16 protein-coding genes are annotated in these 16,611 nt (G+C 31.9%); 8 read left to right on the top strand and 8 right to left on the bottom strand.

Annotated features, from left to right (window positions below):
* Nucleotides 1-420: 420 nt before the first annotated feature.
* Nucleotides 421-2,046 (bottom strand): L-glutamate gamma-semialdehyde dehydrogenase, encoded by a 1,626-nt coding sequence (gene pruA, locus AAFP94_RS00785; RefSeq protein ID WP_316661105.1) that lies wholly within the window; start codon nt 2,044-2,046, stop codon nt 421-423.
* Nucleotides 2,047-2,148: 102 nt separating this feature from the next.
* On the opposite strand from pruA, the gene AAFP94_RS00780 reads away from it, so the two are divergent.
* Both AAFP94_RS00780 and AAFP94_RS00775 read left to right on the top strand, forming a co-directional pair.
* A complete protein-coding gene (locus AAFP94_RS00780; protein WP_316661106.1) occupies nt 2,149-2,874 on the top strand; it encodes an NRDE family protein in 726 nt (241 codons plus the stop codon).
* Nucleotides 2,867-3,856: a DUF6695 family protein gene (locus tag AAFP94_RS00775; RefSeq protein WP_316661107.1), complete on the top strand. Its 990-nt coding sequence runs from the start codon at nt 2,867-2,869 to the stop codon at nt 3,854-3,856. The genes AAFP94_RS00780 and AAFP94_RS00775 overlap by 8 nt, the downstream gene beginning before the upstream one ends.
* 3 nt (nt 3,857-3,859) lie before the next feature.
* On the opposite strand, the gene apaG is transcribed toward AAFP94_RS00775, so the two are convergent.
* Nucleotides 3,860-4,246 (bottom strand): Co2+/Mg2+ efflux protein ApaG, encoded by a 387-nt coding sequence (apaG, locus tag AAFP94_RS00770; RefSeq protein ID WP_316661108.1) that lies wholly within the window; start codon nt 4,244-4,246, stop codon nt 3,860-3,862.
* A gap of 107 nt (nt 4,247-4,353) precedes the next feature.
* Nucleotides 4,354-5,622: a type IX secretion system plug protein gene (locus AAFP94_RS00765; RefSeq protein WP_316661109.1), complete on the bottom strand. Its 1,269-nt coding sequence runs from the start codon at nt 5,620-5,622 to the stop codon at nt 4,354-4,356.
* A gap of 141 nt (nt 5,623-5,763) precedes the next feature.
* On the opposite strand from AAFP94_RS00765, the gene AAFP94_RS00760 reads away from it, so the two are divergent.
* The 6 genes from AAFP94_RS00760 to nqrF are packed head-to-tail and all read left to right on the top strand — an operon-like array spanning nt 5,764 to nt 11,900.
* On the top strand, nt 5,764-7,119 hold the full coding sequence (locus tag AAFP94_RS00760; RefSeq protein WP_316661110.1) for a Na(+)-translocating NADH-quinone reductase subunit A: 1,356 nt from the start codon (nt 5,764-5,766) through the stop codon (nt 7,117-7,119).
* A gap of 57 nt (nt 7,120-7,176) precedes the next feature.
* Nucleotides 7,177-8,400, top strand: coding sequence for an NADH:ubiquinone reductase (Na(+)-transporting) subunit B (locus AAFP94_RS00755; protein WP_316661111.1), 1,224 nt, complete (start codon nt 7,177-7,179; stop codon nt 8,398-8,400).
* A gap of 2 nt (nt 8,401-8,402) precedes the next feature.
* On the top strand, nt 8,403-9,155 hold the full coding sequence (locus AAFP94_RS00750) for a Na(+)-translocating NADH-quinone reductase subunit C (protein ID WP_316661112.1): 753 nt from the start codon (nt 8,403-8,405) through the stop codon (nt 9,153-9,155).
* Between the two features lie 3 nt (nt 9,156-9,158).
* Nucleotides 9,159-9,803 carry an NADH:ubiquinone reductase (Na(+)-transporting) subunit D gene (locus AAFP94_RS00745; RefSeq protein ID WP_316661113.1) on the top strand — a complete coding sequence of 215 codons (645 nt, stop codon included), beginning with the start codon at nt 9,159-9,161 and terminating at the stop codon, nt 9,801-9,803.
* Between the two features lie 50 nt (nt 9,804-9,853).
* The gene (gene nqrE / locus AAFP94_RS00740; RefSeq protein WP_316661114.1) at nt 9,854-10,591 is read left to right on the top strand and encodes an NADH:ubiquinone reductase (Na(+)-transporting) subunit E; all 738 of its coding nucleotides are present in this window, start codon (nt 9,854-9,856) and stop codon (nt 10,589-10,591) included.
* A gap of 1 nt (nt 10,592) precedes the next feature.
* Nucleotides 10,593-11,900, top strand: coding sequence for an NADH:ubiquinone reductase (Na(+)-transporting) subunit F (gene nqrF, locus AAFP94_RS00735; protein ID WP_316661276.1), 1,308 nt, complete (start codon nt 10,593-10,595; stop codon nt 11,898-11,900).
* A 78-nt stretch (nt 11,901-11,978) separates the two neighbouring features.
* Here the strand turns inward: nqrF and AAFP94_RS00730 are convergent, their stop codons facing one another.
* From AAFP94_RS00730 to AAFP94_RS00710, 5 genes are read right to left on the bottom strand one after another with little or no spacing between them, the layout of a single operon-like run.
* On the bottom strand, nt 11,979-12,698 hold the full coding sequence (locus tag AAFP94_RS00730) for a DUF6090 family protein (protein WP_316661115.1): 720 nt from the start codon (nt 12,696-12,698) through the stop codon (nt 11,979-11,981).
* A 4-nt stretch (nt 12,699-12,702) separates the two neighbouring features.
* Nucleotides 12,703-13,434: a DUF6090 family protein gene (locus AAFP94_RS00725; protein ID WP_316661116.1), complete on the bottom strand. Its 732-nt coding sequence runs from the start codon at nt 13,432-13,434 to the stop codon at nt 12,703-12,705.
* A gap of 1 nt (nt 13,435) precedes the next feature.
* Nucleotides 13,436-15,178, bottom strand: a complete 1,743-nt coding sequence (locus AAFP94_RS00720) for a potassium channel family protein (RefSeq protein WP_316661117.1) — start codon at nt 15,176-15,178, stop codon at nt 13,436-13,438.
* Nucleotides 15,179-15,180: 2 nt separating this feature from the next.
* The gene (locus tag AAFP94_RS00715) at nt 15,181-15,795 is read right to left on the bottom strand and encodes a peptidylprolyl isomerase (RefSeq protein ID WP_316661118.1); all 615 of its coding nucleotides are present in this window, start codon (nt 15,793-15,795) and stop codon (nt 15,181-15,183) included.
* Nucleotides 15,792-16,547 carry a DUF6090 family protein gene (locus AAFP94_RS00710; protein ID WP_316661119.1) on the bottom strand — a complete coding sequence of 252 codons (756 nt, stop codon included), beginning with the start codon at nt 16,545-16,547 and terminating at the stop codon, nt 15,792-15,794. Before AAFP94_RS00710 ends, AAFP94_RS00715 begins: the two co-directional genes overlap by 4 nt.
* Between the last annotated feature and the right edge of the window lie 64 nt (nt 16,548-16,611).

Raw genomic sequence — 16,611 nt, 5'->3', positions numbered from 1 at the left:
ATGAAGAAAATACAATAACAATAATTACGAATTTAAGTGTGGCAAAAAAATAAGCTGTCGACACCCAAATCTGATTAAGGTCACCTCTTCTAAGATTTATAGGTGCAATGTTTTCAATAACATCAAAAAAAGTTTCAATAAATATTAAGTAAATACAGACTTTTTCAAATTTATAAACTCATTCCCTTTGCATAAGCGAGCAATTAAATTATAGATTAATAAGGTAATAAAAGTCGGATCCTAGACTTAAACCAGCATTGATTTTAGAGTTTCGTTTAATGTAAGGCTAATCATAGTTTTAATTGTTATTAGCCATAGTTAAACGAAGTTCGGCTATTTTTTTTAGAAAGTCAATATGATGTAAAATAAAAAAAGCTATTTCTTAACTGAAATAGCTTCTCTATTTTGTTCAGGATTTAATTATCCTAAAAATGGATATCTGTAATCTGTTGGTGTAACAAAGGTTTCTTTTATCATTCTAGGAGACACCCAACGTAACAGGTTTTGTGCACTTCCAGCTTTATCATTGGTTCCAGAAGCTCTTGCGCCACCAAATGGTTGTTGTCCAACTACTGCACCAGTTGGTTTGTCGTTAATATAGAAGTTGCCAGCACTATTTTGTAAAGTTTTAGTTGCTTCGTCTACAGCGTATCTGTCTGTAGCCAAAATAGCTCCAGTTAATGCATATTCACTGGTTTCGTCAACCAATGTTAAGGTTTCAGAATACTTATTTTCATCATAAACGTAGATGGTAATCACGGGCCCAAACAATTCGGTACACATCGTTGTGTATTTTGGGTTGCTGGTTACAATAACAGTTGGCTCTATAAAGTACCCTTTAGATTTATCATAATTTCCTCCAACAATTATTTCGGCATCTTTATCTGCTTTGGCTTGGTCTATATATTTTACCAATTTATCAAATGAGCCTTCATGTATTACAGCAGTTATAAAATTGCTCATGTCTTCTGGAGATCCCATTTTAAAAGAGTTGACGTCTTTAATTACATAATTTTTCACATCTTCCCACAAATTTGTTGGTATATATGCTCTGGAAGCAGCACTGCATTTTTGTCCTTGAAATTCAAAAGCACCACGTACAATAGCCGTTGCTACTTGTTTGGCATTAGCAGATTTGTGAGCGACAATGAAATCTTTGCCGCCGGTTTCACCTACAATTCTTGGATAGGTTTTATAATTATGAATATTGTTACCAATTTGTTTCCAAAGTTCTTTAAAGATGAATGTAGAACCAGTAAAATGTAACCCAGAAAAATCTGGACTTGACATGATAGTATCAGTAATCATCACAGGGTCTCCAAAAACCACATTAATAACACCATCTGGAACACCAGCTTCATTAAAAACATCCATAATTACCTTTGCAGAATAAATTTGACTATCGCTAGGTTTCCAAACTACCACATTGCCCATAAGTGCCATACAAGAAGGAAGATTTCCGGCAATGGCTGTAAAATTAAAAGGTGTCACTGCATAAGTAAAACCTTCTAATGGTCTGTATTCTATTCTGTTCCAAGCTTCGGTTATACTTTCAGGCTGTTCAGCATAAATATCTGTCATAAACTGAACATTAAAACGTAAGAAATCTATCAACTCGCAAGCTGCATCAATTTCTGCTTGATGAATAGTTTTAGATTGTGCAATCATTGTTGCAGCGTTTATTTTTGCCCTGTATGGACCAGCAATAAGCTCGGCAGCTTTCAAAAAAATACCTGCACGTTGTTCCCAAGGTAAAACAGCCCAAGATTTACGAGCTTCCAAAGCCGTTGCAATAGCTTCTTCAACATGTTGCTTTTCTGCAAGATGGTATGTTCCAACTATATGTTTGTGGTCGTGAGGTGGAGACATTGTTCTGGTATTTCCAGTAAGTACATCTTTTCCGTTAATATACATTGGTACATCAACGGTACTGTTGAACATCTCTTTATATGCTTTCAATACAGCTTCACGTTCCGGTGAGCCTGGAGCATAAGATTTTACAGGTTCGTTTACGGCAATAGGTACGTTAAAAAATCCTTTTCCCATGTGTATTTTGATTTAATAAAATTTAAAAATTGAGCTGCAAAGTTACGACTTTTTTAAGGACTTTTTTGTAAGTTGCTTGGCAGTTTTAAGACTATTTTGTGCATGTGTACTGTAACAATTATTCCCAAAGGTGATAATGATTTTATTATTACATCAAATAGAGATGAAGCTCCTAACAGAGCTTCAGTAAAACCTGAATTGTACTTATTTGAAGATACAAAAATGCTTTTTCCCAAAGATGAATTATCTCAAGGTACTTGGATTGGTGTAAGCAGTAAAAATAGAATGCTTTGTGTCTTGAATGGTGGTTTTGATTTTCATGAACGAAAACCAAATTACAGGTTAAGCAGAGGAATTATTGTTAAAAAGTTGTTAGCTTCAGATGATATTGTTGAAGCAATAGATCAATATGATTTTTATGATATAGAACCATTTACTTTAGTCATTGCAGATTGGAATAACGACATGATATTTATGGAACTAGTTTGGGATGGAAATGATAAGCACCTAAAACCTTTAAATAAAGAACCAAATATTTGGTCATCTTCAACCTTGTATTCCGTAGCAATGAAAAATGAACGCCATTCTTGGTTTGAAAGTTTTAAAGCTGAACATGAATTAAATGCAGAATCTTTATTAAAATTCCATCATTCTGCTGGACATGGAAATAATGACTATGGAGTTATCATGGACCGAGGTTTTGTAAAAACTACAAGCATTACTCAAATTGAAAAATCAGGAGATTTAGTAATTATGTGCTATGATGATTTAAAACAATCAGACGTTTCAACAGCCCAATTTAGGATTTCAGAAGTGGTTAATGAATAGTTCAGGGATCATTTTAACGTTGGCCTATCCAGAAACCATAGTTAGAGTTTCTGATGAGTGGTTCGTAAATTATTTACGATTTATTGGGATTGGTACTAAAGATTATGTGAGAGCAGGACATGCGGCTATTGTCCTAATTAATAAAACTACTGGCGACTTAGATTATTATGATTTTGGTAGATATATTGTTCCATTACCATATGGTAGAGTAAGATCTAAATTAACTGATAACGAATTGGATTTTCCTTTGCAGTCCCATTTGGAAAATGGAAAAATTAAAAATTTAAATGATATTTTATATTTCCTGGCTACTAATCCAAAATTGACACATGGAGAAGGTAAAATGTTGGCTTCGGTTTGTAATGAAATAGACTACGAAAAGGCTAAATGCTTTATTGGAAAACTTCAAAAACAGTATTTTGTTCCTTATGGAGTTTTTAGAAAAAATGGAAGTAATTGTTCTCGTTTTGTAACATCTACTTTGATAAATTCTGTAACAGATAACAAAATTAGAAACAAATTAAAAAGATCGACTTGGTTCACACCTAGCACTATTGGTAATGTTGTTTTATCTAGTGGCGACAACATGGTTTATGAAGTATCTTCATCAGGTGAAGTCTCCGAATTTTCATCTTCAGTTAAAAGAGAAAATATTAGGTGTTTCCTGGACGGTTTAAAAAAGTTTACCCCTAATTTAGAAGGTAATTTAAAGCAAAAGCAGGTAAATGGAATCACTGGTAATGCCCAATGGCTTGGAGGTATTGGAGCAGGAGCTTGGTTTGAATTACATAGAACCCAAAAGGAAGGTGAATATAATTTTAGACGAATCTCCCCTTATGGAAGCATTGATGTTGATGCTATTTTTGTAGTTTCTGAACCATCATTTGATTATGATCAGAAGTTCGAGTTTCTTTACCATTCTAATTGTAGTTTTTTAAGTATCAAACAGCGTGATACCATTTATAAATTTGAAAGAAAATAAGGATTAATTTAAGGCAAATGGAGCACTCAATTTAAAAGTAGGAATGACCACTTTAAATTTTTTGGTCGTTGTAAAGTTAACCATACTATAATAACCTTGCATTGCTCCAAAAGGAGATGTTAGCAAGCAACCAGAATTATAAGTGTGAGATTCTCCAGGTTTGAGAACCGGTTTTTTACCAATTACACCTTCACCTGACACTATTTCAACATTATTTAAAGCATCCAGAATGGTCCAATGACGAGCATTTAGTTGCACAGAGTCTTTACTTTGATTTTCGATAGTAACCATGTACCCAAAGGCAAATTGTATTTTATAGTTTCTATAAAATGTGCCTTCGAAAGTAGTCTCTACCGTAATTTTTATCCCTCTTGTTACTTGTTGAACCATATTAACTCAATTGAGTTGTAAGATTTAAAATGCTAAAATAATAAATATTAGCATCTTATATATAAATTTTAACTCGTTTTAACGAAAAAATACTCATTTTAACGCAATTAGTTAGAAATATTGACCGAATTTGCTCCACCAAGACCAATAATCCGATCAAAACGAGCACCTAAATCTCTGTAATATACCAGAACTTTATAGTCGTTTTCTGTTTCATAAAAATTACCACTAATAGCACCTTCGTCGACTAATCCAGTGTTATCGTCATAGACAACATATTTGTAGTTGTAAAACCCTTGTTTTAATAACATTTGATTTCGATATATTTGATCCATATCATCGTAAATCATTTTAGTACTTTCATCAATGGCATAGTTGTTAAAATTTCCATAGATATGAACTGAAAGATAATCTGGTAATTTGTCTGAAAGTAATGAAAAATGAACCCAAGCATAATCAGCCTCAATATCTGGATTTTCAGCATCTAAAGCTGTAACTAAAAAATTACCATTAATGTCAGGGTTATAAGTATAAGGCCTAGTGGTTCTAATAATGTTTGCGTAAAGATAATTATGGTAAAGATCCTTTAGTTCTATACTTCTTATACCACTGTTTGCTCCTCTTATGTCTTTATTTTCAAAATACAGATATTCGTTTCCTCCCCAAAAACTAGCTTCGTTGCCGTACTTATAAATTAATTGATTGCCTAAAGTGTACATAGGCTTTAAGTCTGAAATCGTGTTGTTTAAATTGTTATTTTGAATTAATAATGTTTTAACCGTTTTTTCGGGATTATTAAATTGGAGATTATTGGAAGCAATAATAATATCAACCGTTTGTTTTTCTTTGACGAATGTTACATCTCTCGAACGTTTTATGCTTACACCTACATTTGCCAAACTTTCATAAACCATAAACTTTCTACTAAAAACTAACTCACCATAGTTGTCAAATACACTTAATAAATAGTTGCCAGAAATCTTTAAACGCTTTGTGCTTTCGTTTGGAATGGTCAGCTTATAATGCGAATAAATTTGATATGTATTAAACGAATTCTCATAATTTCTAATACGCTGGTTGTCAAATCCATCGAGATATTCAGGTCTAGCTAAAATAGTAGGTGTCCAGTCAAAGTTAAAATATTCAATAGTATAATAAAAATCGTCTTCATTACCATTTAATGCATCAAACTCTAATTGTAATTTTTCTCCCAACCTCAAAATTGGTAGCTGACTTTCGTTGGTGCTGCCTTTAAAAGTTATAGTTTTAATATAATCAGGAGGATTAACTTCTTCAACTTGAGAGAAAGCATCAATTGAAAATAGAAACAATAAAAATAAAATATGAGATTTGGGCGTCATCAATAATTTCTTCATAAAGTAAAGATAAACAAATTTTATGCCTAAAATTACTTAAACGTTTGCGAGCAAAATTCTATACCATTTATTATGAAATCTGCATTTTTAATTCGTAAATTTGCACCGATTTTTAGACAACTAATTTCAATAAGTTATAATATGTCAAACGACATTAAGATTAAAAAAGGTCTAGATATAAACCTTGTAGGTCAGGCTGAAAAAACTACAGAAAATGCAATTATCAGCAATTACTACACTATTAGACCAGAGGATTTTCATGGTATTATTCCAAAACTATTAGTTAAAGAAGGCGGTCATGTAAAAACTGGAGAGGCCGTATTTTTTAATAAAGGGAATGAATTGATGAAATTCGTTTCACCAATTTCGGGTGAAATTATAGAAATTTTACGAGGTGCTAAACGTAAGATTTTAGGCATTAAAATTCATGCTAGTAAGGAGCAAAGTTATATAGATAATGGTAAGCTTGATGTCGGTTCATCTGATGCTGAAACAATAAAATCATACTTATTGGCATCAGGTTGCTGGCCATTCATAAAGCAACGTCCTTATGATGTGATTGCAAATCCAGATAAAACGCCTAAAGCTATTTTTATATCAGGATATGCAAGTGCACCTTTAGCGGCAGATTATGACTACGTTTTAAAAGGAAAGGAAAAAGAATTGCAAGCCGCAATTACAGTATTAGGTAAGTTAACAACTGGAAAAGTACATGTTTCAATTGGATTAAATTCCAGTTCGCCATTGGCGGTTTTATCAGGAATTACATTACATAAAGTTTCAGGTCCACATCCTTCAGGGAATGTGGGAACTCAAATAAACAAAATAGACCCGATTAATAAAGGCGAGATTGTTTGGACTGTGAATCCACAAGATTTAATAATTATTGGAGAACTTCTACTTACCGGAAAATTCAATGCGGAGCGTACTGTGGCTTTAGTAGGCTCTTCAATTAAAAAGCCAAGATATTTAAAAACTAAAATAGGCAGTGAGATTTCTACTATGGTTTACGACCATGGAATTGAAAAAGATGCCAATGTTCGTATTATTTCTGGAAACGTGTTAAGTGGAAAGCATATTCATCCAGACGGATTTTTAGATTATTACAGTAATACCATTACGGTTATTCCAGAAGGAGATGATTATGATTTCTTTGGATGGAATAAACCTGTGTTTAACAAAATATCTACGTCTCGAGCCTTGACTTTCTCTTGGTTATATCCAAAGAAAAAGTATGACTTGAATACCAATACAAATGGTGAACATAGAGCTTTTGTTGTAACAGGTAATTATGAAGAAGTTTTCCCATTAGATATTTATCCCATGCAAATATTAAAAGCATGTATGTATGAAGATCTAGATGAAATGGAAGCTCTTGGAATGTATGAAGTTGCTCCAGAAGATTTCGCACTCACTGAATTTGTTTGCGTGTCTAAACAACCGCATCAAAAAATAATAAGAGAAGGATTAGACTTAATGCTTAAAGAGATAGGTTAATAATTTTGGTGGTTAAGCCTAGTCGAAACCACAAGCTTGAACAATATAATGTAACAAATGGGTTTAAAAAGTAGTTTACACAACTTAAAAGAAAAGTATAAAGGCACCAATATGGCTCCTGCATTCAATGCAATCCATACCTTTTTATATACACCTAACGATACAACACATCACGGAACGCATATAAAAGCTGCTGATGATTTAAAACGCACCATGAATACCGTTATCATGGCACTGATACCATGTTTAATTTTTGGAATGTTTAATGCAGGCTATCAGCATCATTTAGCATTAGGAGAGATAGAACGAGCAACTGGTTTTCTGGATTCTATTTTTTGGAATTGGGACAATCTTGTTGTTGGTCTTTGGAAAATATTACCATTGGTCATTGTGTCTTACGGTGTTGGTTTAGCAATAGAATTTGTGTTTGCAGTTATTAAAAAACACGAAGTTGAAGAAGGCTATTTAGTAACAGGTATGTTAGTACCTCTAATTGTTCCTGTAGATATACCACTATGGATGCTTGCAGTAGCTGTAGCATTTGGAGTTGTAATTGGGAAAGAGGTTTTTGGAGGAACTGGAATGAATATTTTAAATCCGGCTTTAACCATAAGAGCATTTTTGTTCTTTGCTTATCCAACCTGGATGTCAGGTGATAAGGTTTGGGTTCATGGTGCTGTTGAAAGAGACCAACTTATTGCAGCTGGTGAAAATCTGGATGCTATTTCAGGAGAAACCATTTTAGGTAGTTTGGCACAAAACAAAGCAGCTGGTTATGAAGTAATGGATATGTTCTATGGGATCATTCCAGGTTCCGTTGGTGAAACATCTACCTTACTTATTTTATTAGGAGGTTTATTCTTAATCTTTACCAAAATAGGAAGTTGGAGAATTATGTTGTCTTCAGCTCTTGGAGCTATAGCTATGGGATTAATTTTCAATGGAGTCGTTGATACAGGATGGATTGGTGAAGGAAGTAAATTTTATGGTTTAATGAGTACAACTTGGTGGCATCATTTATTAATTGGTGGTTTTGCCTTTGGAATTGTATTTATGGCAACAGACCCTGTAACGGCATCACAAACCAATAAAGGAAAATGGATTTACGGATTTTTAATAGGATTTATCTCAATCTTAATTCGTGTATTCAATCCAGCATATCCAGAAGGTGTCATGTTGGCAATTTTGTTGATGAATGTATTTGCACCAACTATTGATCATTATATAGTACAAGCTAATGTTAAGAAAAGAATGAAACGTTTAAAAGTAAAAACAGCGTAATTATGAGTAACAAAACAGATTCTAACGTATATACTATACTGTTTGCTGTTGCAATGGTAGTTGTAGTTGGTTCACTTTTAGCTTTTGCTGCGTCATCATTAGAGCCCACTATTTCTGAAAATAAACGTTTAGAAAAACAACAGAACATTTTGTATGCTATGGGTGTTAATGAGAATGACGAAACCTCTGCAACATTTATTTCTACAGACAAAGCACCTGAAGCTTTTGCAAAATACATTACCAATCAAATTGTTATTCAAAATGGTGATGTAAAAGAAGATGACCAAGCATATTTAATAGATATCAAAAAAGACAAAGCAGCATCAAAAGGAGATTCTTCAAAGAGAAACCTTCCATTATTTATAGGAGAAAAAGATGGAAAAACATTTTATGTGGTACCAATTTATGGTAAAGGACTTTGGGATGCTATTTGGGGTTATATGGCTTTAGATGAGAATATGGTTATTCAAGGAGCATATTTTGACCATAAGGCAGAAACACCAGGTTTAGGAGCTAATATTAAGCAGCGTTATTTTATGGATGATTTTATTGGTGAACATTTATTGGATGCCAATGGAAGTTTTAAAGGTGTTGATGTGGCTAAAGGGAATGCAGATCCTAAAAATGAAAACAAAACAGACAATGAGGTAGATGCTATTGCTGGTGCAACCATTACTGGTAATGGAGTAACTGCAATGATAAAAAGCGATTTGAGATTGTATGTGCCTTTTTTCAAAAATTTAAAAAACAATTAATGTATGGGACTTTTATCTAAAAAAGACGCGAAGTTAATTACAGACCCATTAGCAGATAATAACCCGATTACCATCCAAGTATTAGGTATTTGTTCGGCGTTGGCAATTACTGCAGAGCTTGAAGCTTCTATAGTAATGTCTATTTCGGTATTATTTGTTTTAGGTGTAGGAAATGTAGTTATATCATTAATGCGAAATATTATTCCATCAAAAATTAGAATAATTGTTCAACTTGTAGTTGTTGCCACTTTGGTAATTATTGTTGATTTAGTACTTAAAGCATTTGCATATGAATTGAGTAAAACACTTTCAGTATTTGTTGGATTAATTATTACTAATTGTATCATTATGGGGCGATTTGAAGCTTTTGCTTTAGGAAATGGTCCCTGGAAATCTTTCCTAGATGGTATAGGTAATGCGGCTGGTTATGGTGTTATTTTAATAATTGTTGGGTTCTTTAGAGAGCTTTTTGGCTCTGGAACTTTACTAGGGATTCCTGTATTAGGTGACCCAATTGAAAAAACGGGCTTGTATGCAACAGGTTATGAGAATAACGGATTTATGCTCTTATCACCAATGGCATTAATTGTGGTTGGAATTATTATTTGGGTACAAAGAACAAAGAATAAAGAATTAATTGAAGATTAAAATGATTTGTCATTCTGAATTTGATTCAGAATCTCATCAAACAATATATTATGGAACATTTAGAATTATTTTTTAAATCAATATTTATAGATAACATGGTATTTGCCACGTTCCTTGGAATGTGTTCATATCTTGCTGTATCTAAAAAAGTTTCTACAGCTGTTGGTCTTGGTGCAGCAGTAATTTTTGTATTGGCTATAACCGTACCGTTAAACTGGTTGTTAGATCAATACATTTTGCAACCAGGAGCTTTAGTTTGGTTGGGAGAAGAGTTTGTTGATTATGATTTAAGTTTTCTATCATTTATTATGTTTATAGCTACTATTGCTACTATGGTTCAGCTGGTAGAAATAGTTGTTGAAAAATTTTCACCTGCTTTATATAATTCATTGGGTATATTTTTACCTCTTATAGCGGTAAACTGTGCTATTTTAGGTGGTTCGTTATTTATGCAATCTCGTGAAATTGCTACTTTAGGATTAGCATTCAATTATGGAGTTTCTTCAGGAATAGGTTGGTTTTTAGCTATTCTTGCTATAGCAGCTATTCGTGAAAAGATTAGATATTCAAATGTGCCACCAGCTTTAAGAGGTTTAGGTATTACATTTATTATTACAGGATTAATGGCTATTGGCTTTATGAGTTTTGGAGGTATGTTAACAGGTGGTGATGAAGAAGTGAAAGAAGAAAATCAAACAGCACAAATTGAAAATATTCAGAATATTTCTGAAGATTTAAAAAACGATACTGAAAAAGAGTTAGCTAACAATACAACAATAAATGAGTAACATGATATTAGCGGCAGGTACATTAGGAACCATTTTAGCAACAGTAGCAGCTTTCTTATTAGTAACATTATTATTAGTTACTCTGTTACTAGTGGTTAAGCAAAAGTTATCACCATCTGGTCCAGTAAAAATTAAGATTAATGGAGAAAAAGAAATTGAAGTAGCCTCTGGAGGAACATTACTTTCTACATTAGGAAACCAAAAAATATTTTTACCATCGGCTTGTGGCGGTGGCGGAACTTGTATTCAATGTGAATGTCATGTGTTGAATGGTGGAGGAGAAGCCTTACCAACAGAAACTCCTCATTTTACAAGAAAAGAATTACAACATGGAGCGCGTTTGGCGTGTCAAGTTAAGGTAAAACAGGATATGGAAATTACCATTCCTGAAGAAGTTTTTGGTATCAAGAAATGGGAAGCAACTGTAGTTAGAAATTATAATGTAGCATCATTCATTAAGGAGTTTGTAGTAGAAATTCCAGAAGACATGGGATACAAAGCAGGTGGTTATATCCAAATTGAAATACCTCCTTGCGAGATTAAATATTCTGATATAGATATCACAGCACATCCAGAAGAACATGAAACACCAGATAAGTTTCAAGCAGAATGGGATAAATTTGGTCTTTGGCCGTTGGTTATGAAAAACACCGAAACTGTTGAAAGAGCCTACTCTATGGCTTCTTATCCTGCAGAAGGCAGAGAAATTATGTTAAATGTTCGTATTGCAACACCACCTTGGGATAGGAGTAAGAATGGATGGATGGATGTAAATCCTGGTGTAGCTTCATCCTATATCTTTGCTCAAAAACCAGGTGATAAGGTAACTATTTCTGGACCTTATGGTGAATTCTTCATCAATGAGTCTGATTCTGAAATGCTTTATGTTGGTGGCGGTGCAGGTATGGCACCGATGAGATCTCATTTATATCATTTGTTTAAAACATTAAAGACAGGACGTAAAGTTACGTATTGGTATGGTGGGCGTTCCAAACGAGAACTATTCTATTTAGATCATTTCCAGCAATTAGAGAAAGATTTTCCTAATTTTAAATTCTATTTGGCATTATCTGAACCTTTACCAGAAGATAATTGGAAAGTAAAAGAGAATATTGATGCTCCAGGAGATGGTTTTGTTGGATTTATTCATAATTGTGTAATAGACAACTATTTGAATCATCATGAGTCACCAGAAGATATTGAGTTATATTTCTGTGGACCTCCATTAATGAACCAAGCGGTTCAGAAAATGGGAGAAGATTTTGGAATCCCAGATGAGCATATCAGATTTGATGACTTTGGAGGATAAACGTTTAATAAAAATAAAAAACCCGATACGAAAGTGTTGGGTTTTTTTGACAGATGAATTTAATCATAATTGAATTAATTATTTTAAGTATTGCTCAATAAGTTTTAATAATATCTTTAATTCATGAATTGTTTTAGGATAATATGCCTGTTGATTAATCTGTAAAGTTGTTAATCGGTAATTCACAATATTTTTATAGTATGTATCTTTCCAAAGCGTTTGAAAATCTTTAGGCTTGGCATATTTTTGAAACTTTAGCTCTACAAAGTTTGTAAGATAGTAGGGTCGATTAACTTGGTTGACAAGGAACTCTATCTGTTTAAAACCATCAATATATTTATAGTTGTCCTCGAAAACTTTAATGATTTGAGAGCGCAATTTATCATCTTTAATAATACCAAATCCGGTCGATTTTAAATCTTCATATATTGCTTTATTTAAATTTAAATACCGTAAACCATAAACATTACCAAATAATTCATAAAGGTGCTCATTTGCTACAGGTACATCCAATTTCAATAAACTATCTAGCTCGATTAATTTTAGGATGCATTTATTAGTACTTTCAAGTCTTTTATTAATTGAATCAAAATCTTCACTAATCCCTTTATGTAATTCATTTAATAATCTAATTTCTGTTTTATTATCATGACGCGCATTGTTCCATTCGGCTACAGTTAAGGCAATCAAAATACCAATGACCACAAGCACGATTTCGCCTATAGCATACTTTACATAATTAGCAGTTTTGCCTTCTGCCAGCAGTTTTTTACGGATTTTTCGAAAGAATTTAATCATTATTTTAATTTGTGTCTAATTTCAAATTTTTCATTCCTATTTCTTCATTAAGCAAACTGTCAATGCTATTTATTCTATTTATTACATTTTCATAAACTTCATTTTTTTCAATCATAAGATTAGTCAATAAGGCGAAAAGATTTTGAAATTCAAAAGAGTATAATTTTTCAATAATTTCTACATTCATATTGGTCACTTTTATAGAACTCATAATTTCTGGAACAACAAATTTAATTACTGCTTGAGAATGTGTATCTTCTAACTTATTAATAAAAATATATTTCTCTTCTAATTGCTGTAACGCTTCGATAATTTGCTGATTTTTTAAAAGTTTGATTTCTCCGCTATTAACCATTGTTTCATAAATATTACTTTGGCGATGAAAGTCTGAAAACTCTAATAAATTTACACTAATCTTAACCAAGCTATCTACTAAATTTCTATCATTATGTTCTATAATATTTATGGCATGTTTAAATTGTTTTAATAAACGATTGTTATAGTTAATGCTTGCTATAATTGCATTTTTATCTTCGTTTAATTGTCTTTTTATATTCTTATAATAGTTTAGTTCGTTTGATTTTTCAATATTTTTTTCATTCCAATTATTAATCTGAAGTGCTATTAAAATACCAATAACCACAAGCACAATTTCGCCAATGGCATATTTTAAATAGTTGGCAGTTTTACCTTCTGCTAATAGCTTTTTTCTTATGTTACGGAAGAATTTAAACATATTAATTCAATAATTGAGAAATAAGTGATACACTAAATATAGTTAACATAAACCAACCAATAAAACCTTGTACAATAGCAAGATATCGTGGCAATCCTTTAATCGGTATTTCTCCAAAACCTAAAGTTGTAAAGGTGTTAATAGAAAGCATTAATGCATTGAGCATTTTAATAAAGATGTCGTAAATTACTGCTATTAAAAAAGCACTAACTAATAGGATAGATTTCCAAACTCGTTTAGATTGCGGTAATTCTAGCCAAGTCCCTTTCATAATATCAACGCTTTTTAATAAAGCAGCAGATAGTTTCGTGCCAGAAATTGCCCATTTGTATAAAGGTAATGCTGTTACTGAAAAGAATTTTGGAACCGATTTCCCTGAAGACTCTACAAGCTGTTTATATTCATAGTAGGCCATAAGTTCTTCTTTCTGACCTTCTAAATATACTTCATGGATACCAGCATTTTGGTTCATGTATTTTATGAAGAAGGCATAGCGATTAATAATTCGATTTTTACCATGTTTGTCCCAAGTATTAGGAAAGAAAAGGTAAATTAACGCAAAGAGTAGAATAACATATAATGAAAAAATTATAGCCTTTGCAGGTTTAGTGCCATATGCCGAGAACACCTTTAAGAATTGATTGATTTTGAGCGTAAAAAAATTCTCGAATGTTTTACTTTCTTTAAATAAGAGTTTTAAACGACGCGTTTCCAAGTCCTTCATTTCAATATAACAAGCATTATATGAATCCATCTCACCACGTATTTTATATACATTTTGAAGTTTTGTATACGAGGAAATAAGGCGATTGTATTTTTCACTTTCCTTTAATTCAACATTGGTTGAAGCCTTATATATATTAATGCTAGTCTTTTCAACTTCGTAAAAATTGAATGTAGCTAAAGCTAGTTTGTTGTTAATTTGATGGTAAGGAATATAGGTGTTAGATATGGGAATATTTGAGCCATCAAAATCTAAAGAATTTATATTTGAATTTGTTATTTCAAAACTGTTTTCAATAATCATTCGGTCTAGTCTAATAACATCAGCTTTTGTATTGCTAATTAATACTGACTTAAATTTACTTGATTCATCAAAATTTATTACCTTTTTTAAATTACAACTATCTAATTTAATGGTCGGTGTATTAGTTGCACTCGAGATATTAAATGCTTTTTGAAAAGTGCATTTTTTAAATATGAAGTCTAGATTTTCTTTTGGATTGTTAAAATTCACGAAACCATTAAAATTGCAGTCTAAAAAATTAATGTTAAAGGCAGACTCAACAAGTCTTACCATAAAGGTTTTTTGGAACGTGATATTTTTAAACCCGAACCGATCATTTTTAAGAAAGTATATTTGAAAGGTTTCTTTAAACTCTAGGTTTTTAAGGCCAACAAAATTCGAAAGTCCTAGTGTTGGGAATTTAATACCATAAACAACAACTTTTTTATTAATTGGTGTTAATGTTTGTATAGAATCAGAATTTTTATAAAATTCTTGCTTGTTAATAGCAAGATATTTTAAGTCACTTCGCTTGAAACGTATTTCTAAATTACCTTGACTATAAACACTATCTGGCCAGTTATTTATTTCTTCTATCCATTCAGTTAAAGACGGAATAACACGATATCTTTGTTCTTCTTGTGAGAAACTGAAACCAAAGACAAATAGAAAAAGAAAAGTTGTAAGTATTTTATTTATTGATAAGGGTTTTCGAATTTGAGCATAAAATTTATTCATATTTAACGAATTCTTTTTATAGATTTAATAACTATAGGCTTCACCAAGTATTGACCTTCATCTTTTTGTTTTTGGATTTTTAAAACCACATCCATGCCTTCTATAACTTGTCCAAATGCAGCAAAACCTTGGCCATCTGGATTACGTTTGCCTTGATAATCCAATTCAGGTTGGTCATTAATACATATAAAAAACTGACTTGTAGCTGTATCTGGACCCAATCGTGCCATAGAGACAGTGCCATTTAAATGTTTTATACCTGTTTGTTCTGTTGTTTCAATTTTAATTGGAGCAAAGCTTTTAGTTTCGTCAATATTACCACCTTGAATCACTTCTATTTTAATCTCTCTATCGGCTTCGTTTTGAGGAGTACAGACTCTAAAGAATGATGAATTGTTATACAATCCATGGTCTACGTAGTTTAAAAAGTTTGCAACGGTTATTGGTGCTTTTTCTGGGTAGAGTTCTATAATAATATTTCCTTTAGAGGATTTAATTTCACAATTAATAGTGGGTTGGCTACAACTAAAGTATAAACTAAAAACGAAAAGTATGATTAGTTTAAAATGGTTTTTAATAATAATGAGTTTTTGAAAGTTTCGGAAGGATTTAATCATTTTGTATTTATAGATTTTTCAAGTTGTATTATTATCATGTCGGTTGTGCTGTTCATATCTTCTAATTTATTTAATATGTTCCTGAATATCCAAGCCATGTTTTCACAAGTTGCGTAAACATTCTTTTGTAAAAGAAAGGTTCTATACTGTTTTTCCGATAGTTCAAAAGATTTAGGATATTGGTTATTACGGCTTAATACATTCAGACTTCCTAATGTTCTTCGAAGTTCCCAAGTTGAACCTTTATAAACCAAATCGCCTCCTAAATTGTCATGTAGTTGGTAGGAATCATAGGCTTGAAAAAAATCAGGAAATAATTTAAATAAACTATCATTTTCTATTAGGTTTTTTGTTCCTGATGATATCATTCTGTTATAAGTAGCAAGCATTGGCTCAAAATCTATTTTATCAAAGAAGTAACCTGTAAGACTTACCAAAGAATCGACAGATAGCGTTAGTATATCTTCTTCCTGTAGGTTTAAAAAGGTATTTGTATTCTTATTTGTATTTCTGGCGTAGTCTATGCTTTCGGTGAGTCTACTATTGGTTATCTTGAAATCTGAAATAAGTTCTTTAACAAGTTTTATTCTTTCAGTATTTAGTTTTCTTTTTTCATTCCAATTATTTACTTGTAAAGCGATTAAAATACCTATTACCACCAACACAATCTCACCTATTGCATATTTTAAGTAATTTAAAGTCTTGCCTTCTACTAAAAGTTTTTTACGAATGTTTCGGAAGAATTTAATCATTGATCAAGTTAGTTAGTGGTTTTAAAGTTAAACAATTTTAACTATCGTTATATAAATACTATTT

This window comes from Gilvirhabdus luticola (genome assembly GCF_040117515.1).
GTDB classification, from domain to species: Bacteria; Bacteroidota; Bacteroidia; order Flavobacteriales; family Flavobacteriaceae; genus Gilvirhabdus; species Gilvirhabdus luticola.
Note: the sequence above shows the minus strand (reverse complement) of the source record. Positions and strands in the feature narration are given on the sequence as shown.